26 protein-coding genes are annotated in these 25,615 nt (G+C 62.4%); 6 read left to right on the top strand and 20 right to left on the bottom strand.

Annotated elements, in window-relative coordinates; translation table 11 throughout:
• Nucleotides 1–22: 22 nt before the first annotated feature.
• The 3 genes from AC0IW7_RS06020 to tpx all read right to left on the bottom strand — a co-directional run bounded on the left by AC0IW7_RS06020 (nucleotide 23) and on the right by tpx (nucleotide 5,060).
• Complete coding sequence (locus AC0IW7_RS06020) at nucleotides 23–3,130, bottom strand: MdtB/MuxB family multidrug efflux RND transporter permease subunit (RefSeq protein ID WP_471816411.1); 3,108 nt, start codon at nucleotides 3,128–3,130, stop codon at nucleotides 23–25.
• Entirely contained in the window at nucleotides 3,127–4,404 is a 1,278-nt protein-coding gene (locus AC0IW7_RS06015; protein WP_471816409.1) for an MdtA/MuxA family multidrug efflux RND transporter periplasmic adaptor subunit, read from the bottom strand. The genes AC0IW7_RS06020 and AC0IW7_RS06015 overlap by 4 nt, the downstream gene beginning before the upstream one ends.
• Before the next feature lie 155 nt (nucleotides 4,405–4,559).
• Complete coding sequence (gene tpx / locus AC0IW7_RS06010) at nucleotides 4,560–5,060, bottom strand: thiol peroxidase (protein WP_122497025.1); 501 nt, start codon at nucleotides 5,058–5,060, stop codon at nucleotides 4,560–4,562.
• Between the two features lie 678 nt (nucleotides 5,061–5,738).
• Between tpx and AC0IW7_RS06005 the strand changes: the two genes are divergently transcribed.
• Both AC0IW7_RS06005 and AC0IW7_RS06000 read left to right on the top strand, forming a co-directional pair.
• On the top strand, nucleotides 5,739–6,122 hold the full coding sequence (locus AC0IW7_RS06005; RefSeq protein ID WP_122497023.1) for a DUF4124 domain-containing protein: 384 nt from the start codon (nucleotides 5,739–5,741) through the stop codon (nucleotides 6,120–6,122).
• Nucleotides 6,123–6,221: 99 nt separating this feature from the next.
• A complete protein-coding gene (locus AC0IW7_RS06000) occupies nucleotides 6,222–7,838 on the top strand; it encodes an NAD(P)/FAD-dependent oxidoreductase (RefSeq protein WP_471816407.1) in 1,617 nt (538 codons plus the stop codon).
• 268 nt (nucleotides 7,839–8,106) lie between these two features.
• On the opposite strand, the gene AC0IW7_RS05995 is transcribed toward AC0IW7_RS06000, so the two are convergent.
• Complete coding sequence (locus AC0IW7_RS05995) at nucleotides 8,107–9,048, bottom strand: LysR substrate-binding domain-containing protein (RefSeq protein ID WP_471816406.1); 942 nt, start codon at nucleotides 9,046–9,048, stop codon at nucleotides 8,107–8,109.
• Between the two features lie 128 nt (nucleotides 9,049–9,176).
• Here AC0IW7_RS05995 and AC0IW7_RS05990 point away from each other — a divergent pair, with 128 nt between their 5' ends.
• On the top strand, nucleotides 9,177–9,926 hold the full coding sequence (locus AC0IW7_RS05990) for a 3-oxoacyl-ACP reductase family protein (RefSeq protein ID WP_471816404.1): 750 nt from the start codon (nucleotides 9,177–9,179) through the stop codon (nucleotides 9,924–9,926).
• A 91-nt stretch (nucleotides 9,927–10,017) separates the two neighbouring features.
• On the opposite strand, the gene AC0IW7_RS05985 is transcribed toward AC0IW7_RS05990, so the two are convergent.
• The 3 genes from AC0IW7_RS05985 to AC0IW7_RS05975 are packed head-to-tail and all read right to left on the bottom strand — an operon-like array spanning nucleotide 10,018 to nucleotide 12,537.
• Entirely contained in the window at nucleotides 10,018–10,536 is a 519-nt protein-coding gene (locus tag AC0IW7_RS05985) for a GNAT family N-acetyltransferase (RefSeq protein WP_471816402.1), read from the bottom strand.
• 3 nt (nucleotides 10,537–10,539) lie between these two features.
• Nucleotides 10,540–11,664: a PLP-dependent cysteine synthase family protein gene (locus AC0IW7_RS05980; protein ID WP_463551873.1), complete on the bottom strand. Its 1,125-nt coding sequence runs from the start codon at nucleotides 11,662–11,664 to the stop codon at nucleotides 10,540–10,542.
• A gap of 9 nt (nucleotides 11,665–11,673) precedes the next feature.
• Nucleotides 11,674–12,537, bottom strand: a complete 864-nt coding sequence (locus tag AC0IW7_RS05975; RefSeq protein WP_463384671.1) for a DMT family transporter — start codon at nucleotides 12,535–12,537, stop codon at nucleotides 11,674–11,676.
• A gap of 176 nt (nucleotides 12,538–12,713) precedes the next feature.
• On the opposite strand from AC0IW7_RS05975, the gene nhaA reads away from it, so the two are divergent.
• Nucleotides 12,714–13,883, top strand: coding sequence for a Na+/H+ antiporter NhaA (nhaA, locus tag AC0IW7_RS05970; RefSeq protein WP_471816400.1), 1,170 nt, complete (start codon nucleotides 12,714–12,716; stop codon nucleotides 13,881–13,883).
• Between the two features lie 143 nt (nucleotides 13,884–14,026).
• Here nhaA and AC0IW7_RS05965 read toward each other — a convergent pair whose 3' ends face one another.
• The 10 genes from AC0IW7_RS05965 to ccmA are packed head-to-tail and all read right to left on the bottom strand — an operon-like array spanning nucleotide 14,027 to nucleotide 21,402.
• On the bottom strand, nucleotides 14,027–14,443 hold the full coding sequence (locus AC0IW7_RS05965) for a hypothetical protein (protein ID WP_471816398.1): 417 nt from the start codon (nucleotides 14,441–14,443) through the stop codon (nucleotides 14,027–14,029).
• Nucleotides 14,440–15,654, bottom strand: a complete 1,215-nt coding sequence (gene ccmI / locus AC0IW7_RS05960) for a c-type cytochrome biogenesis protein CcmI (protein ID WP_471816397.1) — start codon at nucleotides 15,652–15,654, stop codon at nucleotides 14,440–14,442. Before ccmI ends, AC0IW7_RS05965 begins: the two co-directional genes overlap by 4 nt.
• A complete protein-coding gene (locus tag AC0IW7_RS05955; protein ID WP_471816395.1) occupies nucleotides 15,651–16,151 on the bottom strand; it encodes a cytochrome c-type biogenesis protein in 501 nt (166 codons plus the stop codon). The genes ccmI and AC0IW7_RS05955 overlap by 4 nt, the downstream gene beginning before the upstream one ends.
• On the bottom strand, nucleotides 16,148–16,684 hold the full coding sequence (locus AC0IW7_RS05950) for a DsbE family thiol:disulfide interchange protein (RefSeq protein ID WP_122497004.1): 537 nt from the start codon (nucleotides 16,682–16,684) through the stop codon (nucleotides 16,148–16,150). Before AC0IW7_RS05950 ends, AC0IW7_RS05955 begins: the two co-directional genes overlap by 4 nt.
• Nucleotides 16,685–16,686: 2 nt before the next feature.
• The gene (locus AC0IW7_RS05945) at nucleotides 16,687–18,654 is read right to left on the bottom strand and encodes a heme lyase CcmF/NrfE family subunit (RefSeq protein WP_471816570.1); all 1,968 of its coding nucleotides are present in this window, start codon (nucleotides 18,652–18,654) and stop codon (nucleotides 16,687–16,689) included.
• Between the two features lie 11 nt (nucleotides 18,655–18,665).
• The gene (gene ccmE / locus AC0IW7_RS05940; protein ID WP_122497000.1) at nucleotides 18,666–19,148 is read right to left on the bottom strand and encodes a cytochrome c maturation protein CcmE; all 483 of its coding nucleotides are present in this window, start codon (nucleotides 19,146–19,148) and stop codon (nucleotides 18,666–18,668) included.
• Nucleotides 19,145–19,321: a heme exporter protein CcmD gene (ccmD, locus tag AC0IW7_RS05935; RefSeq protein ID WP_122451116.1), complete on the bottom strand. Its 177-nt coding sequence runs from the start codon at nucleotides 19,319–19,321 to the stop codon at nucleotides 19,145–19,147. Before ccmD ends, ccmE begins: the two co-directional genes overlap by 4 nt.
• Complete coding sequence (locus AC0IW7_RS05930) at nucleotides 19,318–20,082, bottom strand: heme ABC transporter permease (protein ID WP_162998634.1); 765 nt, start codon at nucleotides 20,080–20,082, stop codon at nucleotides 19,318–19,320. Before AC0IW7_RS05930 ends, ccmD begins: the two co-directional genes overlap by 4 nt.
• A gap of 16 nt (nucleotides 20,083–20,098) precedes the next feature.
• A complete protein-coding gene (gene ccmB / locus AC0IW7_RS05925) occupies nucleotides 20,099–20,770 on the bottom strand; it encodes a heme exporter protein CcmB (RefSeq protein WP_122496998.1) in 672 nt (223 codons plus the stop codon).
• Nucleotides 20,767–21,402: a cytochrome c biogenesis heme-transporting ATPase CcmA gene (ccmA, locus tag AC0IW7_RS05920; RefSeq protein WP_471816393.1), complete on the bottom strand. Its 636-nt coding sequence runs from the start codon at nucleotides 21,400–21,402 to the stop codon at nucleotides 20,767–20,769. The genes ccmB and ccmA overlap by 4 nt, the downstream gene beginning before the upstream one ends.
• 201 nt (nucleotides 21,403–21,603) lie before the next feature.
• Here ccmA and fliK point away from each other — a divergent pair, with 201 nt between their 5' ends.
• Together fliK and AC0IW7_RS05910 are read left to right on the top strand one after the other, a co-directional pair.
• The gene (gene fliK, locus AC0IW7_RS05915) at nucleotides 21,604–23,175 is read left to right on the top strand and encodes a flagellar hook-length control protein FliK (RefSeq protein ID WP_471816391.1); all 1,572 of its coding nucleotides are present in this window, start codon (nucleotides 21,604–21,606) and stop codon (nucleotides 23,173–23,175) included.
• Nucleotides 23,172–23,504, top strand: coding sequence for an EscU/YscU/HrcU family type III secretion system export apparatus switch protein (locus tag AC0IW7_RS05910; RefSeq protein WP_471816390.1), 333 nt, complete (start codon nucleotides 23,172–23,174; stop codon nucleotides 23,502–23,504). Before fliK ends, AC0IW7_RS05910 begins: the two co-directional genes overlap by 4 nt.
• Nucleotides 23,505–23,530: 26 nt before the next feature.
• Here AC0IW7_RS05910 and AC0IW7_RS05905 read toward each other — a convergent pair whose 3' ends face one another.
• The 3 genes from AC0IW7_RS05905 to AC0IW7_RS05895 all read right to left on the bottom strand — a co-directional run bounded on the left by AC0IW7_RS05905 (nucleotide 23,531) and on the right by AC0IW7_RS05895 (nucleotide 25,537).
• Nucleotides 23,531–23,935, bottom strand: a complete 405-nt coding sequence (locus AC0IW7_RS05905) for a DUF2802 domain-containing protein (protein WP_122451110.1) — start codon at nucleotides 23,933–23,935, stop codon at nucleotides 23,531–23,533.
• A gap of 3 nt (nucleotides 23,936–23,938) precedes the next feature.
• Nucleotides 23,939–24,418, bottom strand: a complete 480-nt coding sequence (locus tag AC0IW7_RS05900; protein ID WP_122451109.1) for a chemotaxis protein CheW — start codon at nucleotides 24,416–24,418, stop codon at nucleotides 23,939–23,941.
• Nucleotides 24,419–24,508: 90 nt separating this feature from the next.
• Nucleotides 24,509–25,537 (bottom strand): CheW domain-containing protein, encoded by a 1,029-nt coding sequence (locus tag AC0IW7_RS05895; RefSeq protein WP_471816388.1) that lies wholly within the window; start codon nucleotides 25,535–25,537, stop codon nucleotides 24,509–24,511.
• Nucleotides 25,538–25,615 lie beyond the last annotated feature (78 nt).

Below are 25,615 nucleotides of genomic sequence, written 5' to 3'. Positions count from 1 at the left end.
GGGCCAGCCATCACACCGCCCCTCATGACTGCACCGACATATCCAACCCACGCTTCTTGCGCCAGCCATTCCAGCGCGTGGCCAGGCGGTCAAACGCGAGGTAGATAACGGGCGTGGTAAACAACGTCAGTACCTGGCTGAGCAGCAAGCCACCGACCATGGCGATACCCAGCGGCCGGCGCAGTTCCGCACCCGCGCCAGCGGCAAGCATCAGCGGCAAGGCGCCGAGCAGCGCAGCCAGGGTGGTCATCAGAATCGGCCGGAAACGCAGCAGGCACGCTTGGTAAATGGCGTCCGGCGCGCTCATGCCTTGGTTGCGTTCAGCGTCCAGGGCGAAGTCGATCATCATGATCGCGTTCTTCTTGACGATGCCGATCAGCAGGATGATGCCGATGATCGCCACGATGCCAATCTCCTCCCCCGCCACCATCAAGGCCAGCAGGGCGCCGACGCCCGCCGAGGGCAGCGTGGACAGAATGGTCACCGGGTGAATAAAGCTCTCGTAGAGAATGCCCAGCACGATGTACATGGTCACCACGGCCGCCAGAATCAGCAGCAAGGTGCTCGACAGCGAGCTTTCAAACGCCAGCGCAGCACCGCGGAAACTGGTTTGCACGCCGACCGGCAATTGCATGTCTTGCTCAACCTGACGAATCGATTCCACCGCTTCACTCAACGACACGCCGGGCGCCAGGTTGAACGACAGCGTGGCCGCCGGGAATTGCGAGATGTGGTTGATGGCCAGCAAGGTGTTGTGCTCTTCAATCGTGGCCAGCGATGACAAGCGCACCTGCGTGCCATCGCTGCTGCTGACGTAGAGGTTCTCCAGCGACTGCGGGCCCAACTGGAATTGCGGCGCCACTTCCAGCACCACGCGGTACTGGGTGGCCTGGGTGAAGATGGTGGAAATCAGGCGCTGGCCGAAGGCGTTGTACAGCGCGCTATCAACGTCCGACAACGACACCCCCAGGCGCGAGGCAGCATCGCGGTCGATGTTGACGAAGGCTTGCAGGCCTTTGTCTTGCCAGTCGCTGGCCACGTCCGCCAGTTGCGGCAGTTGTTGCAGGCGCTCCACCAACAGCGGCACCCATTTGGCCAGCACGTCGGGGTCGGAATCTTGCAGGGTAAATTGGTATTGCGTGCGCGCCACGCGGTCTTCGATGGTCAGGTCTTGCACCGGTTGCAGGTACAGCCGCACGCCGGGAATCTGGTCCAGCGTCGGCTGCAAACGGCGGATCACTTCGGTGGCGCTGGCGTCGCGCTCGCCGTGGGGTTTGAGGTTGATCAACATGCGCCCGGTATTGAGCGTGGCGTTGCTGCCGTCCACGCCGATAAACGCCGTGAGGCTTTCCACCGCCGGATCGCTCAGCAGCGCCTTGGCCAATGCCTGTTGGCGCTCGGCCATGGCCTGAAACGAGATGGACTGCGGCGCTTCGGCAATGGCCTGGATCACGCCGGTGTCCTGCACCGGGAAGAAACCTTTGGGCATAAAGGTGTAGAGCACCGCCGTTAGCGCCAACGTGGCCAGCGCCACCAGCAAGGTCAGCGGCTGATGACGCAGCACCACGCGCAGGGCGCGGCCGTAGGCGGCAATCATGCGGTCGATGACGCCACCGGCAGCGCGGGCAAAGCGGCCCTGTTTTTCTTCCGGTGTGTGCTTGAGCAACTTGGCGCAGAGCATCGGTGTGAGGGTCAGCGACACCACGCCGGAAATCAGAATGGCCACCGCCAGGGTGATGGCGAATTCGCGGAACAGCCGCCCCGCTACGTCGCCCATAAACAGCAGCGGAATCAGCACGGCGATCAGCGAGAAGGTCAGGGAAATAATGGTGAAGCCGATTTGCTTCGAACCCTTGAGCGCGGCCTCCAGCGGCGTGTCGCCTTTTTCCAGGTAGCGGCTGATGTTTTCCACCATGACGATGGCATCGTCTACCACGAAGCCGGTGGCGATGGTCAGGGCCATCAAGCTCAGGTTGTTAACGGAAAACCCGGCCAGGTACATCACGCCAAAGGTGCCCACCAACGACAGCGGCACGGCCAGACTCGGAATGAGCGTGGCGGAAAAACTGCGCAGGAACAGGAACGTGACCATGACCACCAGGGCAATGGCCAGCACCAGCTCGAACTGCACGTCGGCCACCGAGGCGCGGATGGTGGTGGTGCGGTCGGTGAGCACTTTCACATCGAGGCTGCCGGGCAGGTTGGCTTGCAGCTGCGGCAGCATGGCTTTGATGCTGTCGACCACTTTGATCACGTTGGCGCCGGGCTGGCGTTGAATGTTCAGCACCACCGCCGGGGTTTCATTGGCCCAGGCGGCCAGGCGCGTGTTCTCTGCCGCGTCTTCCACCGTGGCGACGTCTTTCAGGCGCAGCGGCGCGCCGTTGGCGTAGGCCACCACCAACTCGCGGTAGGCAGAGGCCGATTTCAGCTGGTCGTTGGCATCCAGCGTCGAGGCGCGGGTCGGACCGTCGAAGCTGCCTTTGGGGCCATTGAGGTTGTTGTTGGCGACCGTGGTGCGCAGGTTTTCCAGGTTCAGTCCCGCCGCCGCCAACGCCGAAGGGTTGGCGCGAATACGCACGGCTGGGCGCTGGCCGCCGCTGATGCTGACCAGGCCAACGCCGGAAATCTGCGAAATTTTCTGCGCCAGACGCGTATCGACCAAATCCTGCACCTGCGGCAGCGGCAGGTTGCTGGAGGTGATGGCCAGGGTCAGGATCGGCGCGTCGGCCGGGTTCACTTTGCTGTACGAGGGCTGGTACGGCAGGTCGTTGGGCAACAGGCTGCTGGCGGTATTGATCGCCGCCTGCACTTCCTGCTCGACCACATCGAGGTTGCTGTCGAGGGTGAATTGCAGCGTGATGACCGAGGCGCCGCCCGAACTGCTGGACGACATTTCATTCAGGCCGGCAATTTGCCCGAGCTGGTTTTCCAGCGGCGCGGTCACCGACGAGGTCATGATTTCCGGGCTGGCGCCGGGGTACGAGGTGACCACCTGAATAGTCGGATAATCCACTTCCGGCAGCGCCGAAATTGGCAGGAACCGGTAGGCAATGATGCCCGACAGCAGGATGGCGATCATCAACAGCGTGGTCGCCACCGGCCGCAGAATAAACGGGCGCGACGGGTTCATTGCGCGGCTCCGCCCTTGCCTTGCGGCGCGGCGTCATCCTGACCGAAAGGCTTCTGCCCGGTTTCTTCGCTGACGTCTTTCTTCACCTGCTCGGGCGCGGCAATGCGCACCGCCATGCCGTCACGCAGGCGGTCGGTGCCTTCCACCACCACCTGCTCATCGACATTCAAGCCCTTCTCCACCACCACCTGTTCGGCTTCGCTGGTGCCGAGCGTGACCGGGCGCTGAGCCACTTTGTCGCCCTCGCCCAGCACATACACATACGTACCTTCGTTGCCGCGCTGCACGGCGTTGGCCGGAATCAGCAGCACGTCGTGCAGGGTTTCGGCGAGCAGACGGACGTTGACGAACTGATTGGGAAACAGCGAACGGTCGGCGTTCTCGAACTTGGCCTTGAGCTTGACGGTGCCGGTGGTGGTGTCGATCTGGTTATCCAGCGTCACCAGCTCGCCGGTGGCCAGGGTCACGTCCTTATTGCGGTCCAGTGCCTCGACCGGCAGCGGCTTGGTCGTCGCGCTGGCGCCGTTGAGCTGGGCGGCCACGGTGCCAAGTTGCTGTTGCGGCAGGCTGAACACCACGGCAATCGGTTTGACCTGAGTAATGACCACTAACGGCGTGGTGTCACTGGACGTCACCAGGTTGCCGACATCGACCTGGCGCAAGCCCAGACGACCGCTAATAGGCGCGCGCACTTCGGTGAAGGCCAGATTGAGCTTGGCGTCGTCCACTTGGCCTTGGTTGGTCTTCAGCGTGCCTTGGTACTGATTAAGCAGCGCGGCCTGGGTGTCGAGGGTTTGCTTGGCAATGGAATCTTCGGCGTACAGGCCCTTGTAGCGATCCAGATCGATCTGGGCATTTTTCAGCTGCGCCTGATTTTGCTGCAGCGTGCCTTCGGCCTGCGCCAAGGCAGCTTTGTAAGGGCGGGGATCGACCACGGCGAGCAGATCGCCGGCCTTCACTTCCTGGCCTTCGGTGAACAGCACCTTGACCAGTTCACCATTCACGCGCGGTTTGACATTCACCGTGCTGAACGCGGTGACGGTGCCGAGGGCGTGGAAATGCACATCGAGGTTGGCGCGCTTCACCTTTGCCACGCTGACCGTCATGCCGGCCGCCGCACCGGGTGGCCCCATACCAGGACGCCCGCGCACTTTGCCATCGGGGGCACCCGTGCTTTTCGCGGCGGACAGCCACATAACCAACAACACCACGCCAGCGAAGGCAGCGGCAGTGATCAACCAAGGGCGAAGGGTACGCAAAGTCATGGGCATCATCGATAACGAAATTCGAGCCCGCACGATAAGCACTGCAACCGCTGACGGAAAGCCTCTTTACCGGCTTTTTACCTAAGTCTGACCTTTTACTAAGCGCTTGAGCCACCAACGAAAACGGCCCGCGAGGCGGGCCGTTCATGTGTTGCAGGGTATGTTTATTTCAACACAGCAACCGCTGCTTCGTAATTCGGCTCGCTGCCGATTTCCGACACCAGCTCGCTGTGCAGGACTTTGTCGTTTTCATCCAGCACCACAACGGCACGGGCAGCCACGCCGGCCAATGGGCCGTTGGCAATGGCGACGCCGTAGTCAGCGAGGAAGTCAGCGCCGCGCATGGTCGACAGGTTCACCACGTTTTGCAGACCTTCAGCGCCGCAGAAACGCGCTTGGGCGAACGGCAGGTCGGCGGAAATGCACAGCACCACGGTGTTGGCCAGTTTGCTGGTTTCGGCGTTGAACTTGCGAACCGAGGTGGCGCAGGTGGGGGTGTCGACGCTTGGGAAAATGTTCAGCACTTTGCGCTTGCCGGCCAGGCTGGCCAGGGTTACGTCGCTGAGGTCAGCGCCCACCAGGCTGAACGCCGGGGCTTGCTGACCAACGTGCGGCAGCTCGCCGGTGACTTGAACAGGGTTGCCGCGCAAGGTTACTTGGGCCATGAACGTGTTCCTTTTTATGGTGAGTGTTTTGGGTTGCTAAGGGGGGCTGAGTTAAGCATGAAAGGGGTTACGCGACTATGACTCAGCGGTCAAAAAAATGGGGCGCAGCCCCAAAGCCCGCGTCTGAGCTGAGCGATCGCCTACAGCCTGGAAAGACGGTGATTCCCCGATTTTGACTTAGCTTTTGATCTGCCGCTTTTGATCTGCCCCGCCCCGTTTATCGCAGGCCGAGTGGAGTCGACGTGTAGGGGGTTGAGCGGCAGGGAGCCGCGAAAGGCGTGTCGGGCCAAGGATGGCCCGTCTCGCCGTGCCCCCGGAGCGGCGACGGAGCGAGGGAACCCGCAGCGCAGCGGAGGGCCAAGGTAGGGGCTAGACCTTTTGGTTACTTTTGGGTGGTCCGGCAATCCGGCAATGCTAAAAGTGACTCGCGCGTAAGGCGCGAAACAAAAACGTTCAGCACACGCGGTAATGAATACGTTCGCCGATCCACCGTGTACGGCTTGCAATACTGGATCCCCGCGCAGGCGGCGGTCCGACGATTCGGGATCCAGAGTTTCTCGTCTGGCTCCTGTAGGAGAGGCTTCAGCCTCGACTCCTGCAAACCTCGACCGGCGCATTTTCCGCGCCTTCGTCCCCTGCTAGCCTTGCACCAACCGCCCACAAAGTGAGGGAAGCACTTTGAAACTCGCTGCAATCGCGCTGATTTTTCTGCCAACCCTGGCCCACGCCCAAGTCTACAAATGCGTAGCCGCCGACGGCAGCACCACCTACGCCACCGTGCCCTGCCCCGAAGGCACGGGCCAAACCACGCGCATCATCGAGCCGGTGCCGCCCAGCGGCGTGCTGAATGTGCCGGCGGTGGAATTGCCGGTCGAGCAACAACCCGCCGAGCCCGCCAACAAAACCGCCTCGCCCGTCAGCGGCCTCACTGTTATCCCCGACAGCGAAGACCCGCACCGCGAAACCAAGCGCACGGAAATGCGCGAAGACGCTGAGCAGCACAAGCGCGATATGTATCAAGACTTCGAACGCCAGCAAAATGAGAAGCCGGTTCGCCCGTAGACTGGCCGACGCAGTGGCGGTCATGTAGGGGCTTTCGCGGCTATAATCCGCGCCTCTCCAAGCTGCCGGGTTACCTCCGGCCCTGATACGGACCGACCCATGTTACGAATCACCGAATTCAAGCTGCCTATCGACCACGCCGATGAGGCCCTGCGCCCTGCCCTAGTCGCACGCCTGGGTATTGCCGATAACGAGTTGCTGGAGTTCACGCTGTTCAAACGCAGCTATGACGCGCGGAAAAAATCTGCTGAGTTGTGTTTTATCTACACCATCGATTTTTCCGTGAGCGACGAAGCGACGTTGCTCAAGCGCTTCAGCGATGACCGCCACATCACGGTCGCCCCAGACACTTCATACAAATTCGTCGGCCACGCGCCTGAGCAGTTGGGCGAGCGTCCGTTGGTGGTCGGCTTTGGGCCGTGCGGTATTTTCGCGGCCTTGTTGCTGGCGCAGATGGGTTTCAAACCCATCGTGCTGGAGCGCGGCAAGGAAGTGCGTCAGCGCACCAAAGACACCTGGGGCCTGTGGCGCAAAAGCGTGCTCAATCCAGAATCCAATGTGCAGTTTGGTGAAGGCGGCGCCGGCACGTTCTCTGACGGCAAGCTGTACAGCCAGATCAAAGACCCGAAATTTATCGGCCGCAAAGTGCTGCATGAGTTCGTCAAGGCCGGCGCGCCGGAGGAGATTCTCTACGTTGCCAAACCGCATATCGGCACCTTCCGCCTCACGGGCGTGGTGGCGAATATGCGTGAGCAGATCATTGCCTTGGGCGGTGAAGTGCGTTTCGAACAGCGCGTGACTGACGTGCAAATCGATAACGGCCAACTGACGGGCGTGACCCTCGCCAGCGGTGAGCAGATCAACAGCCGCCACGTGATTCTGGCGCTCGGCCACAGCGCCCGTGACACCTTCCGTATGTTGCATAGCCGCGACGTGTTTATGGAGGCCAAGCCGTTTTCGGTGGGCTTCCGTATCGAGCACCCGCAATCGCTGATCGACCAGGCCCGCCTGGGCCGCTTTGCTGGCCACCCGAAAATCGGCGCGGCGGATTACAAGCTGGTGCATCACGCCTCCAACGGGCGTTCGGTTTACAGCTTCTGCATGTGCCCGGGCGGTACGGTGGTGGCGGCCACGTCCGAGGCGGAGCGCGTGGTGACCAATGGCATGAGCCAATACTCGCGTAACGAGCGCAACGCCAATTCGGGCATCGTGGTTGGCATCACCCCGGAAGTGGATTATCCCGGCGGCCCGCTGGCCGGCGTGGAGTTGCAGGAGCGCTTGGAGTCGCACGCCTATGTCATGGGCGGGCGCAACTACAACGCGCCAGGGCAATTGGTTGGCGATTTTATTGCCGGCAAGGCGACCACGGCGTTGGGCAGTGTCGAGCCGTCGTACAAACCCGGCGTGAACCTGATGGACTTGGCCGACGCCCTGCCCGCCTTTGCCATTGAGGCCATTCGCGAGGCGTTGCCGGCGTTTGACAAGCAGATCAAAGGTTTCGCCATGCATGACGCCGTGCTCACCGGCATCGAGACCCGCACCTCGTCGCCGCTGCGCATTACCCGCGGTGATGACTTGCAGAGCCTGAACGTGCGCGGGTTGTTTCCGGCCGGTGAAGGCGCCGGTTATGCCGGGGGGATTCTGTCGGCTGGCGTCGATGGCATTCGTATCGCCGAAGCGGTGGCGCGGGATTTGTTGGGGATTCGCGAGGGTTGAAACAACATCGCGGCTGAACGGGATGCCGCCCAGTCGCTTCTTCAGGTGCTGTGTTAGCGCCGAGTTTGGCGTTCCCTTTCGCGATTCTGGATCCCCGCCTACGCGGGGATGACGGAGGTGGGTTGGAGGATTCACGTCATTCCCGCGAAGGTGGCGGTCCGACGACTCGGAATCCAAAATGGCAAACCCGGCGTGCCTCTAATGGCCAACTCGGTTCTGTAGGAGCGGCTGGGCGGCATTCCCATTAGCCGCGATGCTGCTGATCTGCTTACCCCGCCGCCGGCCCTTCCAGCGCCGACAGTCGCTTCTCAAGCCCCAGCGCTTTAAAGCGCTCCACGACAAAATCCACAAACACCCGCGTCTTCTGTGGCAATAACTTCTGCCCGGCGAAGTACAACGTGGTGCCGCCGGTATCCACGTACCAATCCGGCAACACCCGCTGCACGGTTCCGCGTTCCAGATAGGGCAACGCATGGGCGACGCTCACCAACGCCAGGCCCAATCCGATCTGCGCGGCGGCGCACGCGGCTTCGGGGTCGCTCAAGGTCATGCGCGGCGGAATGTCGATGGGGGCCAACGCGCCCTGGCGGTTGCGCAAGGTCCAGGAGCGGATGCGGCCGGTTTGCGGTGAGCGAATGAAAATGCCGGCATGCGCGGGCAGATCGCTGGGCGTGCGCAGCGGCGGCGCATTTTCCAGGTAGCTCGGCGAAGCCAGCAATATGCGGTGCGCCGGCGCCAGTTCACGGGCGACGACGCCCTGCGGCAAATCGAAACCGCCACCGATGGCCGCATCGAAGCCCTCGGCTATCAGGTCGACGGGGCGATTGTCGAAGTGCCAGTCCGGCACCACGCGTGGGTAACGCTGAAGGAATTCCCCCAGCAACGGCACCATGTATTCGCGACCGAACGACAAACCCATGCTCACTTTCAAGGTGCCCGCCGGCTGGCTTTTCAGCGTGGTTAGGTTGCCCATTGCCAGTTGCAGGGTGGTCAGGCCACCAGCCGCTTCGGTCAGAAAATACTCGCCCGCTTCGGTCAGGCTGAGCTTGCGGGTACTACGCTGGAACAGCCGCACGTCCAGGCTCTGTTCCAGGCGGGCGACATTCTTGCCCACCGCCGCAGGCGTCAAGCCTAGGCGCCGCGCGGCCTGGGCGAAACTTCCGGCTTCGGCGCTGCGCACAAAACATTCGATGCAGTTGAGGGTGTCCATGGCGCATTCCATACCGTTTGTATCGAAAGCATATCCGTATTACCGACTATTCGCCGACTAATCCGCCGCTGATACTGGCGCCACACCAAACGACACACCCCTTACTTACTTACTTTCGGAGAATCACCATGACGACTCAAACAGCACTCAGCGGCAAAGTGGCATTTGTACAAGGCGGTTCGCGCGGTATCGGCGCAGCCATCGTTAAACGTCTGGCCCGTGAAGGCGCCGCCGTTGCCTTCACCTACAGCCAGAGCGCACTGCAGTCAGAAGGCTTGGTGGCAGAAATCGTCGCGGCCGGCGGCAAGGCTTTGGCGATCAAGGCAGACAGTGCCAGTGAGCAAGCCATTCGCGGCGCCATCGGCCAAGCCGTGGAAGCCTTTGGCGGCCTCGACATTCTGGTCAACAACGCCGGCGTGCTGGCCGTTGCGCCCATCGAACAACTGAGCATGGAAGACATCGACCGCACGCTGTCGATCAACGTGCGCAGCGTGGTCATCGCCAGTCAGGAAGCAGCGCGCCACCTGCGCGACAACGGCCGCATCATTACCATCGGCAGCACCAACGCTGAGCGCATTCCGTTTGCTGGCGGTTCGATTTACGCCATGAGCAAATCGGCCATCGTCGGCTTTACCAAAGGTTTGGCCCGCGACCTGGGCGGCCGTGGTATCACCGTCAACAACGTGCAGCCCGGCCCGGTCGACACCGACATGAACCCGGACAGCGGCGAGTTCGCCGACACCCTGAAACAAGGCATGGCGCTGGCCCGTTACGGCAAGGTGGAAGAAATCGCCAGCTTCGTCAGCTACCTGGCAGGCCCGGAAGCGGGCTATATCACCGGTGCCAACCTGACGATTGATGGTGGGTTTGCGGCGTAAGCGAAAAGGCGGCCACCCTTAAAAAGCTCGAGGCTAAAGCCTCTCCTACAGGAATTCGTTTCTGTAGGAGAGGCTTTAGCCTCGATTGCTATTAAGCACTGAACCGCTGGTAACACACCGTCGTTCGCCGCGAGCCGTTGGGCCGGCGTTCGGGATCGGAGTAGGTAAGCAGTTCGCTGAAGCCGGCCTTGCGCATCATGCCGGCCGAGGCGACGTTTTCTTCGTGGCGGTCGATGTAGATGTCGACCAAGCCCTTCTCGCCCAACCGGGCCACGGCTTTTTCCAGTAGCACCGAACCCAGGCCCTGCCCCGCCAGGTCTTTGTGCACCACGGCTTCGCAGATATAACCCTGCGCTTCATCGCGCCGCGCGGCGGGTTGCTGGTCGGCGAATTGGTAGGTTTGGATAAAGCTGACAAAGCCGACGATGCGCCCGCCTTGCTCGGCCACTACCGCTTCAACCGAGCCGTGGGCGATGCCTTGCAGGTGTTCGCGCACGCCGTCTTCGGGCAGGTAGTTCCAGGGATTGGGGCCGTGTTCGAGGAGCAGTTCAGTCAGCGCCGGTACGTCGTCAGGTTCTGCGAATCGAATGGTCGGTGCAGCGTCGCTCATGGCTCAGATTCCTGCGGTGGGCAGATCGGGCAACGCTTCGCCCCGTTCGGCGCAAGCGGCGATCTGGTCGATCAAGGGTTGTAAGTGGTAGCCCTGAGCGGCGAGCCAGTCAGGGTTGTAATAAGAGGTGGCGTAGCGTTCGCCGCCGTCGCAGAGTACGGCAACTATCGAGCCCTGCTCGCCGGCCGCAACCATGCGCTGGCCGACCAGCAACGCGCCGACAAGGTTGGTGCCGCTGGAGCCGCCGACGTGCCGGTCCAGGCGCTGCGCCAGGTAGTGCATGGCGGCGAGCGACAGGGCGTCGGGCACTTTGCACATGGCGTCGATCACGGCGGGTACGAACGAGGCTTCCACGCGCGGGCGGCCGATGCCTTCGATGCCCGAGCCGTGGTCCAGGCGCAAGCTGGCGTCGCCGGTGCGGTAGTAGTCGAAAAACACCGAGCGCTCGGCATCGGCGCACAGCACGCGGGTGGCGTGACGACGGTAGCGCACGTAGCGGCCGAGGGTGGCGAGTGTGCCGCCGGTGCCGGGGCTGGAGACCAGCCAGCTGGGTTCGGGGCAATGTTCAAAGCGCATCTGCTGAAAAATCGACTCAGCGATGTTGTTGTTCGCGCGCCAGTCGGTGGCGCGTTCGGCGTAGGTGAACTGGTCCATGAAATGGCCGCCGCTCTCCTGCGCCAGGCGCTCGGATTCGGCGTAGATCTGCGTCGGGTCTTTAACCAAATGACTCTGGCCGCCATAAAAGGCGATTTGCGCGATTTTCTCTTTCGAGGTGGTGGCCGGCATCACGGCAATAAATGGCAAGCCCAGCAGCCGCGCAAAATACGCTTCGGAAATGGCCGTGGAACCGCTGGAGGCCTCGATCACCGGTGCCCCCGGTTTCAGCCAGCCGTTGCACAGCGCATACAAAAACAGCGAACGCGCCAGGCGGTGTTTGAGGCTGCCGGTGGGATGGCTGGATTCGTCTTTGAAATACAGCTCGATGCCCGGCAGGCCCGGCACCGTCAGAGGAATAAGGTGGGTGTCGGCGCTGCGCTGGAAGTCGGCCTCGATGATGCGAATGGCTTCTCGCGCCCAGGCGCGGGCGGCGATTTGTTTGTTGGGGTCGTCGTTACGTGAACCGCTCATGGCTTACCTTCAGTCGAGAATTCCAGCAGGGGCCGGCACCTTGGGGTCACGCCGCCATTGGCTGAGTGCTACGCCAATAAAGACCAGCCCGACCGCTAACAGTTGCCATGCATTCAAGCGCTCGCCGAGAAACAGCGCGGCCATCAGCAAGGTGAACACCGGTATCAAATTGGTGAAGCCAGAGGCCTGACTGGCAGGCAGGCGGCCGACGCCAAAGTTATAGAGCCCGTACGCGCCGACCGTGACGACAATGCCCAGGTACACCACCGCGCCCCAGCCTTTGACCGTGACGTCGGCCGGCACGTCGGCGCCCAGCAACGCCAAGGGCAGAAAAAATACCGAGCCCACAAACGCCTGCAGCGCGGTCAGCGCAAACGCCGAGTAGCGGCTGGATAAATGCTTAAGCAGCAACGTGTAGCCGGTGGCGCAGAGCATGGCCACGAATTCGAAGAAGTTACCCAGCAGCGGCGCCGGCGCATGGGCGTCGGCCTCGCCCGCCAGGCTGAGCCAGGTGGCGCCCACTACCGCGAGTAGAAAGCCGGCGAGCGTGGTGCGGCTGATGCGTTCGCGCAGTGTCAGGTAGGCGCCGACCGCCACCAGCAGCGGCAACAGCGCGGTAATCATGCCGGCTTGGGAAGCGCTGGTACGTTGCAGTGCCAGCGCTTCGAAGATGAAGTACAGGCAGGGTTCGCAGGCGGCCAGGCCGAGCAGGTATTTCCAGTCGCCAGCGCGGTAGTCGATGCGGCCACGCCAGCGCCAGGCCAGCAGAAACACCACGCTGCCCAAGGCCATGCGGCCGAAGATCACCCACATCGGTGGCATCTCGCTGAACGCGAACTTCAAGGCAATAAACGAACTGCCCCACAAGGCCATGGCAACGACCAAACAACCCCAGGCAAGCGCCTGGCCTTCACGCTGTTGCACACACACCTCCGCATTTTCTGACGGCCAGTATAGGAACCGTGCACCCGCCCGCCCAGCTACAGTGGAGCAGCTATCCTCAGCGCAACTGTTTTACCAGTTGCACCCGCCTTTTCAGGAGCACGACATTGTCTGTTCGCCACGCATTGACACGCTTTTTCCGCCTGGAGGCGGCCAGCGGCCTGCTGTTGATTGCCGCTGCGGTGCTGGCGTTGATCATCAACAATTCGCCGCTGGATTTTCTCTACAACGGTTTGCTGGAAACGCCGGTGGTGGTGCAAGTCGGCGCGCTGAAAATCGCCAAGCCGTTGCTGCTGTGGATTAACGACGGGCTGATGGCGCTGTTCTTCCTCACCATCGGGTTGGAAGTGAAACGCGAGGTGTTGGAGGGGCACCTGTCCCATCCCTCGCAGATTGTGCTGCCGGGCATGGCGGCGATTGGCGGCATGCTGGTGCCGGCCTTGGTCTATTGGGCCATCAACCGTCAGCACCCCGAGGCCATGGACGGCTGGGCGATTCCCATGGCCACCGACATTGCCTTCGCCCTGGGCGTGCTCGCCTTGCTGGGTAAGCGCGTGCCGCTGACGCTCAAGTTGTTTTTGATGACGCTGGCGATCATTGATGACCTCGGCGCGATCATCGTCATTGCGCTGTTCTATTCCGGCGACCTGTCGACCCTTTCGCTGCTGCTGGCGGGTGCGTGCCTGGCGGTGCTGATTGGCATGAACCGCGCGGGGGTGCAAACCCTCAGTCCGTATGTGCTGGTGGGCTTGATTTTGTGGGTGTGCGTGCTCAAGAGCGGCGTGCATGCGACGTTGGCGGGTGTGGCGCTGGCCTTCACCATTCCGCTGCGCACCCGCGATGGCGTGCCCTCCCCGGCTCGGGCGCTGGAGCATGGGTTGCATCCGTGGGTGGTGTTTGGCGTGCTGCCGCTGTTCGCCTTCGCCAATGCCGGCGTGCCGCTAGCGGGCGTGGGGCTTGATAGTTTTCTGCACCCGGTGCCGTTGGGCATCGCCAGCGGCTTGTTGCTGGGCAAAACCGTGGGCGTGTTTGGCCTGGCGTGGCTGGCGATTGCCGTGGGCATCGCCAAATTGCCGGAGGGCGCGAATTGGGGTCAGGTGCTCGGCGTGGCGGTGCTATGCGGCATCGGTTTCACCATGAGCCTATTTGTCGGTTCGCTGGCGTTCGAGCCGGGCGAAAGTGCGCTGGCGGGCATGGACCGCATCGGCATTTTGACCGGGTCGTTTTTCGCAGCAGTGATTGGTTATGGCGTGATGGTGAAAGCGAGCAAGCGCTGAAATGGCGTTGCGGCTATCGAGGCTAAAGCCTCTCCCACAACAGCACCTGACCTCTGTAGGAGCGGCTCCAGCCGCGAGCTTTTGCCGCTCCCGCAACAGCATCTGACCTCTGTAGGAGCGGCTTCAGCCGCGAGCTTTTGCCCTTACGGATGCAGTCGATTCAAGCCCGGCGGCAGGCCGGTGGCGTCAACCGGCAACCACGGGCCGTTGGCGTAGGTGGCCCAGGTCCAACCGTCGTTCCAGCGGTAGTAGGTGCGTTGGCGGTAGTAAAGGCCCGGCACTTTATCGAGCACATACACGCCCAACTGCGTATCCCAGTAGCTGCTTACGCCGGGTGGCGGGGCGAAGTGCGGGTGGGCTTTAAGACGGGTGCTGGCCGGTGCCTGGGTCGGCAACGGTGCGCTTTTGGGTTGCTGCGTGGTTTTGCCCGGCGGGGTTTGCGGCAGGTTGCCGGGCGGCACGGGAATCGGTTCGCTGCTGGGTTGTTGCACGGCCGGCGTGGTGCAACCGGCCAAAGCCAAAATCATCAGCGCTGCTGCGCCCCGTGCCCATGTGCTCATTGTGCTTGTCCGTCCGCGGAGTCGATGGTCAGCTGCTGCTGATCCTTGCTGCTACTGGCCAAGGGCTGGCTGCGGCCGATCCACTCGCCTGCCTTGGCATTGCCTGCCCGCGAAATGCGAGCTTGCAGTATGACCTGAGGGAAGTTGGAGAGTTTCAGCTGCGGCATCATCGCATCGCTGTCGGCGAGGCTGACCTCGGCGGGCAGGTCGGCGACGGTTAGGCGTTTTACCGCCAACGGCATCGGCGGCCCCGAAGCGGCGCGGGCAAACACAAATACGCTGTCGCCCGGGTGCACCTTGTCTTTGAGTGCGGCGGCAAGTTCGACGCGCACCTTCAGCACCGTGCCACTCTCGGCAGCCGTCGGCGGCTGTTGCGCTTGCTGCTGATCAGCGGGCAATTGTTCGCGGGCGCGGGCGATGCCGCCTTCGATGGCGGCGCGCGACGGATCTTCGGGCGGCAGCAAGGCGACCAGCCGGCCCCAGAAGGTCACGGCATCCTGGAAGCGTTTGTCTTCGAACGCGGCAATCCCCAGCAAGCCAAGGCTGGTGACTTCTTGCGGATTGGTTTTCAGCGCCTCGTCGGTCAAGCCCTGCAACTCGGCCGACCACTGTTTGTTGTTGGCGAAGTATTTGGCTTGGGCCAGTTGCCCGAGCAACTCAGGCTGGCGACCGGCCAGGCTGATGGCCTTGTCGAACGCGCCGACGGCATCGCCTGGGCGCTCTTGGCTCATGTAGGCACGGCCGAGGTAGTACCAGGCTTCGGCAGATTCGGGCTGCGCTTTCACCGCTTGTTCAAGGCGCGCCGTCATTTCTTCGATGGTGCGCGGCGCTTGGGTGGCGTCTTGTGCGAGCTGCACTTTGTCCAGCGAGCCCCAATGCCAATACATGCCGACGGCCAGCACCGGCACCAGCACGGCGGCCAGCAGCGGCACCCATTTGCCCAACTTCGAGGCCCGCGCCTGGTCGGCGCCTTCGGTGTCGGCCAGCAGCTCGCGGGCGGCTTCGGCTTTGGCGGCTTGCAGTTGCTCGTCGCCGAGCGTGCCCGCTTGTTGCTGGGCTTGCAGTTCAGCGACGCGTTCCTGATACAGCGCCACGTTCAGGGCGGTGCGGTCTTCTTCGCGCTGGGCGCGGCGACCGCGCAAAACGGGGATTAGCAAAAACGCCAAGGCCACCAGCAACAGCAGGCCGGCAGAGAGCCAGAATTCAATCATTGGGAAGTTTTGTCCGCAGCCACAGAAGAAGAGTTGTCGGCTTTGAGCAGCGCATCAAGGCGCGCTTGTTCATCGCCCGACAGGGTGAGGTCAGCGCCAGCAACCGGCTTACGACGGCGCACGCCCATCACCACCATCACCAGCAAACCGGTGCCCAACAAGGCAGCCGGGCCGAACCAGAGCAGCCAGGTGCGCGCAGTGACGGCCGGTTTGTAGCGCACGAATTCGCCGTAGCGATCGACCATAAAGTCGACGATTTGCTCGTTGCTTTTGCCCTCGCCGAGCATGCGGAAAATCTCTTTGCGCAGGTCGGCGGCAATCGGTGCGTTGGAGTCGGCGATGTCCTGGTTTTGGCACTTGGGGCAGCGCAGTTCCAGGGTCAGCTGGCGAAAGCGTTCACGCTCGGCCTCGTTGGCGAACTCGTAGGTGTCGATGGCAGCCTGAGTCACGCCGACCAAGCTCAAGCCCAGCGCCATTGCGGCAAGCCAACGCTTCATTGCGCGGCCTCGTCGACCAGTTCCTGGTATTTGCTGGCCAGTTGTTCGCGCCAAACCACCTCATCGATCACGCCGACAAACTTGTGGCGGATGATGCCTTTGCTGTCGATCAGAAAGGTTTCCGGCGCGCCGTACACGCCCAGATTCAGCCCCAGGCTGCCTTCGGCGTCATTGATGTTCAGCTGGTACGGGTTGTGGAATTCCTTGAGCCATTTCAGCGCGGCGGCGTTTTCGTCTTTGTAATTGACGCCGTACACACGCACGCCCTGCTGGGCCAGTTTATTCAGCACCGGGTGTTCGACTCGGCAGGAAATGCACCACGTCGCCCACACGTTCAACAGTGCAGGTTTGCCCAGCAGGTCGGCGCGAGTCAGGGTCTTCTGCCCGTCCACGGCCGGCAACGAAAACTCCGGCACCGGCTTGCCGATCAGGGCCGACGGCAATTCCGACGGATCGAGAAACAGGCCGCGGTACAGAAACACCGCGCCCACCAGAAATACCGCCAACGGCAACAGCAACAACGCGCGCTTCATGCCTACGCTCCTTCCAGGCCCAAGGCTTCACGCACTCGGGTTTTGACTTTGACGCGGTAACGCCGGTCCATCGCCGCCAGCAGGCCACCGAAGCCGGTGAGCAAGCCGCCGAACCAGATCCAGCGCACAAAGGGTTTGACGTGAATGCGTACGGCCCAGGCGCCGTTGTCCAGCGGCTCGCCGAGGGCAATGTAGATGTCGCGAGTAAACCCGGCGTCGATGCCGGCTTCGGTCATCACCGACTGCTGCACGGTGTACAGACGTTTTTCCGGGTGCAGTACGGCGACTTCCTTGCCGTCTTCAATGACGCGCACGGTGCCACGGTCGGAGGTGAAGTTCGGGCCCTCGAAGTGCTCGGCACCGTCGAACACGAAGTGATAGCCGCCCAAGTCAGTCGACTCGCCGCGCTCCATGCGCATGTCGCGTTGCGCGCTGTTCTGGCTCGAGAGCACCACGCCCAGGGCGCATACGGCGATGCCAAGGTGGGCGAGTTGCATGCCCCAGTAGCTGCGGGTCATTTTGCCCAGGCCTTTGAGCAGGCCGGTGTGGCGGGTTTTATCCAGCAAGTCGCGCGCGCCGGCCAGCAGCACCCAGGCCGCCAGCAGGCACACGGCGAGCACCGCCCAGTTGAAGTCGCCGAGCACCATGGAGGCCACGCCGCCGAGCACCACGCTGGCGATCAGCACCGGGCTGAGCATGCCGAGCAGCCATTTCACTGGGGTGTCTTTCCAGCGCACGATCACGCCCACGGCCATCACGATCATCAGCAGGCTCATCAACGGCACGAACAGCGCGTTGAAATACGGCGGGCCGACAGACAGCTTGGCGCCAGTCAGCGCGTCGAGCACCAGCGGGTACAAGGTGCCGAGCAGAATCATCGACGCGGCCACCACCAGCACCAGGTTATTGCCGAGCAGCAGCATTTCCCGCGACCACGGCGCAAAGCCGACCTGGCTTTTCACCACCGGTGCGCGCAGGGCGAACAGGGTGAGTGAACCGCCGACCACCACCAGCAGGAACGCCAGAATAAACACGCCGCGCTCGGGGTCCGAGGCGAAGGCGTGAACCGAAGTCAGCACGCCGGAACGAACCAGGAAGGTGCCCAGCAAGCTCAGGGAAAAGGCGGCAATGGCCAGCAGCACGGTCCAGCTTTTGAACACGCCGCGTTTTTCCGTGACTGCCAGGGAGTGGATGAGCGCCGTGCCCACCAGCCAGGGCATAAACGAGGCGTTTTCTACCGGGTCCCAGAACCACCAGCCGCCCCAGCCCAACTCGTAATACGCCCACCACGAACCGAGGGTGATGCCGATGCCCAGAAACGCCCAGGCGACGATGGTCCACGGCCGCGACCAGCGTGCCCAGGCGGCGTCCAGACGCCCGCCAAGCAAGGCGGCGATGGCAAAGGAGAAGGCGACGGAAAAACCGACGTAGCCCATGTACAGCATCGGCGGGTGCACGATTAGGCCGATGTCTTGCAGCAGCGGGTTGAGGTCACGGCCGTCTACCGGACTCTGTGGCAGCAGGCGCTCGAACGGGTTGGAGGTGATTATGAGGAACAGCAGGAAACCGATGCTGATCATGCCCATCACGCCCAGCACGCGGGCCAGCATCACTTGCGGCAACTGGCGGGAGAACACCGACACGGCGAAGGTCCAGCCGCCGAGAATCAACGCCCAGAGCAGCAGCGAGCCTTCATGCGCGCCCCACACGGCGCTGAACTTGTAGTACCAGGGCAGCGCGCTGTTGGAGTTGTTGGCGACGTAGGCGACGGAGAAGTCGTCGGTCATAAACGCCCAGGTCAGGCAGGCAAAGGCCAGCACCAGAAAACTGAACTGGCCCCAGGCGGCCGGCTGGGCCAGGCCCATCCACTGCCGATCCCCGCGCCAGGCGCCGATCATGGGCAAGGTGGCCTGCACCAGCGCCATGCACAGGGCGAGGATCATCGCCAGGTGACCAATTTCGGGAACGATCAGGGCGGCCATCATGGTTGTTTATCTCCACTTGCCGGGGCATAGGCGGCGCCGTCTTGGGGAGCCGATTGGCCGCTGTCTTTCAGCGCTTTGGTGACTTCGGGCGGCATGTATTTTTCGTCGTGCTTGGCCAGCACTTCGTCGGCGATCAGCACGCCGTCGGCGTTGAGTTTGCCGAGGGCGACGATGCCCTGCCCTTCGCGGAACAGGTCGGGAAGAATGCCGCGATAACGAATGGTCACGCTTTTGGCAAAGTCGGTGACTACGAATTGCACGTCCAGCGAATCGCCGCTGCGCACCAGCGAGCCTTTTTCCACCATGCCGCCGGCGCGAATACGGGTGTCATGCGGCACCTCGCCGTTGGCGATTTGCGTGGGCGTGTAGAACAGGTTGATGTTCTGCTGCAGGGCGCTCAACGCCAGGCCAACGGCAATGCCGACGCCCGCGACGATGGCGAGGATGATCAACAGGCGCTTTTTACGCAGCGGATTCACTTCTGACTCTCCCGGCGCAAACGGCGCGCCTCTTCTTGCAGATAACGACGGCGCGCCAGAACCGGCAGCGCGACGTTGAGCGCCAACACCGCCAGGCTGATGCCATAGGCGGTCCAGACATAAACACCATGGTGGCCCATGGCGAGAAACTCACTGAACGAGGCAAAGCTCATCGCACGCCTCCTTTTTCAATCTGTTGCGCCACTTCGGCTTTCACCCAACTGCTGCGGGCTTCGCGCTTGAGCACTTCCAGGCGCATGCGCATCAGCATCACGGCGCCGAAGAAGCAGTAGAAACCGAGCACCATCAGCAACAGCGGAATCCACATTTCCGACGGCATGGCCGGACGTTCGGTGATTTTGAACGTGGCGCCCTGGTGCAGGGTGTTCCACCACTCCACCGAGTATTTGATGATCGGAATATTCACCACGCCCACCAGCGCCAGCACGGCGCACGCCTTGGCGGCGCTGTCGCGGTTACTGATGGCGTTGCCCAGGGCGATGATGCCGAAATAGAGGAACAGCAGAATCAACATGGAGGTGAGGCGCGCGTCCCACACCCACCACGAGCCCCAGGTCGGCTTGCCCCAGATGGCGCCGGTGAGCAGCGCGATGGCGGTCATCCAGGCGCCAATGGGCGCGGCGGATTGCAGGGCGACGTCGGCGATTTTCATCTTCCATACCAGCCCGACCAGACCGGCAATCGCCAGCAGCACGTAGCACGACTGCGCCAACATGGCGGCCGGCACATGGATATAGATGATGCGAAAGCTGTTGCCCTGCTGGTAATCCGGCGGCGCGAACGCCAGGCCCCAGACCAGACCGGTGGCAATGAGCAGAACGGCCGCCACGCTCAACCAGGGCAGCCAGCGGCCGCTGATCTGGTAGAACCATTTGGGCGAGCCCCATTTGTGAAACCAAGTCCAATTCATCAGGGTAACCACGTCATTTTTATTCGCCGACGCTAATGGCCAGGCCTGCGGCGGTCGCAAAAGGTGTCAGGGTAACGGCCAAGGCAGCAAGGCTGGCCATCCACAGCAAGTAACCGATCACTGGTAAGCCCTGCAACGCGGCTTGCAGCGCCCCGCTGCCGAGAATCAGCACGGGGATATAAAGCGGAAGAATCAGCAGCGCCAGTAACAGCCCGCCGCGCTTGAGGCCGACGGTAAGCGCCGCACCCACCGCGCCCAACAGGCTGAGCACCGGCGTTCCCAATAATAAAGTGGCCAACAGCACGGGAATGCAGTGCCCCGGCAAGCCCAGCATCAGCGCCAACAAGGGCGCCAGCAGCACCAGCGCCAGGCCGGAAAACAGCCAGTGTGCCAGCACCTTGGCCAATACCAGAAGAGCCAACGGGTGCGGCGAAAGGACCCACTGTTCCAGGGAACCGTCTTCAAAATCGCTGCGAAAAAGCCCGTCCAGCGAGAGCAAAACCGCCAACAGCGCCGCCACCCAGATCAAGCCGGGTGACAGGGTTTGTAGCAGTTGGCTTTCCGGGCCAACGGCCAGCGGGAACAAGGCGATGACGATGGCGAAGAACACTAACGGGTTGGCCAGCTCAGCCGGACGGCGGAACAGCAAGCGCGCCTCGCGGGCGACCAACAAGGTGAAGACGTTGCTCATGGGCGGGGCTGCCCCAGGTCCAATTCGCGGTAACCGCTCGGCCGCTGCGCCAGGGTGTGGTGCGTGGTCAGCAGCACCATGCCGCCGTGTTCGCAGTGCTCGGCCAAGTGCGCTTCGAGTTGGGTGACGCCGGTTTTGTCCAGCGCGGTAAACGGTTCGTCGAGAATCCACAACGGTGGTGGGTTGAGATACAGGCGCGCCAGGGCGACGCGGCGCTGCTGGCCGGCAGACAGGGTGTGGCAGGGAACGTCTTCAAAACCGCGCAAACCCACCTGTTCCAGCGCCTGCCAAATGGCATCGCGCGTGGCCGGCTGATGCAGGGCGCAGAGCCAGGTGAGGTTTTCTTCAGCGGTGAGCAAACCCTTGATGCCTGCCGCGTGGCCAAGCCATAACAGGTTGCGGGCCAGCTCGTTGCGTTGCGTGGTCAGCGGCTGGCCATTGAGCAACACTTCGCCAGCGGTCGGTTGCATCAGCCCGGCGAGCAAGCGCAGCAGGCTGGTTTTGCCGCTGCCATTGGGGCCGCTGATTTGCAGCATGTCGCCCGCCGCCAACCGCAGCTCCAACTGTTCGAAAAGCATGCGCCAGTCCCGCTCACAGGCGAGTGCTACAGCTTCGAGAAAGGGGCTCTTCAAGGTTAGGCTGACCTGCGGGCTAAGGGGCCGGGGGAAAATTCCGGACGGGGTGGTTCTGGCGCTGCTTTTGCTATCAAGTCCAGGCAAGCTTGGCCGCTATACTCAGGCAAGCCACTTGCACGGCCGACCCGGACGGGGCGGCATTATACATGTCACGCCCGCCCCTCGAAGCTGGCTTTTTCGACAGGTTGTAAACCGCCGATGAGCGAAATCAGTAGCACTCGCCCACTCTCCCCCGTTGCGCCGACCCCACGCCCGAACACCTCGGTGACCGATGCGGCGGTGAAACTCTTGCAGCCGCTGGGCAACCTGCTGGCCGTAGGCGATAGCACCACCGCCGAAGTGGTCAGCGTGAAAGACCTGGCGCAGAACTTCCAACAAGTGCTGCTCAGGCTGACCGTGAACGGCGGCCAGCAAGCCACCGTGCAGGCAACCACCAGCCAACCGCTGATCCAAGGCAGCACCGTGGCGGTGACGGCGCTTTCCGATACGCGTTTGTCCGTGCTGATGCAGGTGGCCGCTGGCGGCAATCCGCTCACCAGCCTAGATGGCGAGGCCATGCCGCCGGGCACGGTGATTCAAGGCAAGGTCGAGTCCAGCCAACCGTTTGTGCAGCCGCAAACGTTGCAGGTGCTGAATAAAGTGCTGGTCGCCCTGCTCAACACGCCGCTGGCCGGCAGTAAATTGTCGATTGAAACGCCGCTGAACTTGCCCGTCGGCAGCCTGTTGACCGCGCAGGTGCAGAGCAACCAATCGCTGACCTTTCTGCCACTCAGCGGCCGTCTCGATCAACTTGAGCTGGGCCAACAGTTGGGCAGTCAGCAAGCGCGTCAAGGCTCTCTGGAGAATCTGCTGAAATCGCTGCAAGGCCTGAGCGGCAAGGAAGGCCTGCCCGAAGGCATGCGCGGCGCCATCGACAAGCTGCTGGGCTCGCTGCCCGACGGCGCGCAGTTGAGCGATTCCAAAGGCCTGTCGCAAGCGCTGGAAAAGAGCGGCATGTTCCTCGAAGCCAAACTGCTCAGTGGCAACACCGCCGGGCTTTCGCAAGACATGAAAGCCAACCTGCTGCGCCTGATCGCACAAATTTTGCCGGCCCTGCCCAGCGGCGCGGCGATTAGCCCAAACAACATCGGCGCCAACCTCGGCCAAGCGCTACCGGTGTTCCTGCGCAACGCCCTCGGCGCGCTGGGGCAAACCGGCGTTAAGCAGCAAGGCCTGACATTCCCGCTGCCAAGCAAGCTGCAACAGGAAATGGAAAACGAAGGCGACCTGGAAGGCCTGTTGAAGCTCGCCGCCGCCGCCGTGGCCCGCTTGCAGACGCATCAACTGTCGAGCCTGGCGCAGAGCCAGCTGACGCCGGAAGGCAATCTGCTGACCACCTGGCAGATGGAAATTCCGATGCGCAACGGGCAAGACCTGGTGCCGCTGCAATTGAAAATGCAGCGTGAAGATGCGCAAGAAGAAGAGAAATCTGGCAAGGGCGGCAAGAAAGGTCAGCAGCAAGAGCCGGTGTGGCGCATCGAATTGGCTTTCGACATTCCGCCGCTGGGCCCGCTGCAAGTTCAGGCGCAACTGGCGCGCGGCAGCCTGACCAGCCAGCTGTGGGCAGAACGGGCCAGCACAGTGAACCTGATCGATAACGAACTGGGCACCCTGCGTGATCGCCTGACCGCTGCTGGCTTGAATGTCGGCGAATTGGCCTGCCAGCAAGGCGTGCCGCCCCAAGGCCCGCGCACCACCCTCGAACAACGCTGGATTGACGAAAAAGCATGAAACGTGAAGCCCCCCGCCAGGCCATTGCGCTCAACTACGACGGCAAGAGCGCACCGAGCCTCACCGCCAAGGGCGACGATGAATTGGCGGAAGCCATTTTGGCCGTGGCTCGGGAATATGAAGTGCCGATTTACGAAAACGCCGAACTGGTGCGTCTGCTGGCGCGCATGGAATTAGGTGATTCCATTCCCGAAGAGCTGTACCGCAGCGTGGCCGAGATCATCGCGTTTGCGTGGTACTTGAAAGGCAAGTGCCCGGAAGGGTTTACCCCGGATGAAGGTGGCGAGAAAGATGTCACGCCGCATACGCCGCAGCGGTTGCTGGATTAAGCGCCCTTTGTAGGAGCCAGGCGGCGTTAGCGCTTGGCTTGATGCAGCTTGCTCACCAACTCAGCCTCGGCGCGGCTGAGGCCGCAGGATTGAGTAAGGTCGTCGACACTGGCGCCCAGGCCGACTAGGCGGGCGGCCTGAGTGAAGGAGAGATTGCTAGGGTCGCGTTGTTCAATCTGGCTGAGTTTGTCCGGAATCGGCGCCAGGGTGCGGCGCAGTTCGTAGAGTTCTTCACCCATGCGGATGCTACCGGTCAGGTAGGTGTCCAACCGCTTTTTCAGTTCTTTAATCGCTTGGTCGCGCAGTGCGTCGCGCTGTGCCTGGTGTTCGAACTGACGAGCGAATTCTCGCTGTCGTCCCGCCAGCCAGATGCAGGTGCCGCCCAGCGAGACGCAAGCCAGGGCAAGCACCAACAGCGCGATGTCGAGCATGGGTTAGATGCTCTCCAGTTCGGACCACTCTTCTTCGGACATCATTTTGTCCAGCTCAACCAGAATCAGCAGTTCGCCGTTCTTGTTGCAGACGCCCTGGATGAACTTGGCCGACTCGTCGTTGCCGACGTTAGGCGCGGTTTCCACTTCAGACTGGCGCAGGTAAACCACTTCAGCAACGCTGTCGACCATGATGCCTACCACTTGCTTGTCGGCTTCGATGATCACGATACGGGTGTTGTCGGTAACCGAACCGGAGTCCAGGCCGAAGCGCTGGCGGGTGTCGATCACGGTCACCACGTTGCCGCGCAGGTTGATGATGCCCAGCACGTAGCTAGGGGCACCCGGCACCGGGGCGATTTCGGTGTAGCGCAGCACTTCCTGCACCTGCATCACGTTGATGCCGTAGGTTTCGTTATCCAGACGAAACGTCACCCATTGCAGAATGGGATCTTCGGAACCTTGCGCGGACGTTTTCTTCATATCCCTAGCCTCATCAATGCCACTGTCGTGGCGTACGGGTGTAACCCGCCGTTTACTTTAGCGCCCCGGCTGGCGGGGCTGTTCAATCCGTTACTGCACGCGACCATCGCTGCCTAGGCGCTTGGCGGCGCCGCTGGCGATCAACTCGGCCAGAACGGCCACATCCACCAACGCACACATATGTTCGATTACGGTGCCCGCCAGCCAAGGCCGCTGGCTGCGCTGACTGCGCCACTTGACCTCTTTGGGGTCCAGGCGGATCGAGCGACTGACCTGATGCACCGCCAGGCCCCATTCGTAGCCTTGCACGGAAATCACATACTGCAAGCCCTGGCGGAAATCATCGCGGTAGCGGTCGGGCATTACCCAGCGCGCGGTGTCGAGTACCCGAAGGTTGCCAGCCTGGCACGGGAGGATACCGAGGAACCAGTCCGGCTGGCCAAATAGTGGCGTCAGCTCCTGGCCCACCAGCGGGTAAATCGAGCCCAAACACACTAACGGCACGGCCAGCGTCAGGCCGGCGACGTCGAACAGCAGGCACTCGAACGGCTCCTCGCCCCAGCTCGGCTGGCCTTCGAGCTGCAACGGTGGCGGCGTGGGCGTCATGTCGGTGTGGATTTGCTGCTCGACTATCGACTCGGCCACGGGCGGCGCAAGCACCACAGGTTTTTCGACGACGGGTTTTGCTTCAATCGGTTTTTCCGCGACTGGCTCAGCCTGCTCGACCAGCAAGGTTGGCATCAGCAGCGGCTTGGGCATTTCCAGGGTAGGCAGGACCAGCGTCGGCCGCTCCAGCACGACCGCAGCAGGTCGGGCAGCCACAGGCGGCGCTTGCAGACGCGCGTCGCGCACCTGTTCTTCCAGCACCGCGGCTTCGAATTCATCAAGGGAAACGGCGTCGGACTCAACCGCCACCGGCGTCGGCTTGCTCACAGGCGCTGGCTGCACGGCACGCACGGGAGCCGCCACCGGCGCCGGTGTTGGTGCAACGACCGCAAGGCTCACCGGCTCAGCAGGAAGCGCGTCGGCCAGTTCGGCAGCCGCTTCCTGCAGCAAGCCGTCCAGATATGACTGCAAGGCCAGCTGCGGGCGATTAGCGGTGGCGGTAGGACGACTCATAGAACAAACCTGGTGAAATGGACTGACTCATATATCGGCAGCATCTGCCGCAGACTTGAGCCAGCCCTGATAGCAAAA

Source organism: Pseudomonas sp. AC229, from assembly GCF_979254655.1.
Note: the sequence above shows the minus strand (reverse complement) of the source record. Positions and strands in the feature narration are given on the sequence as shown.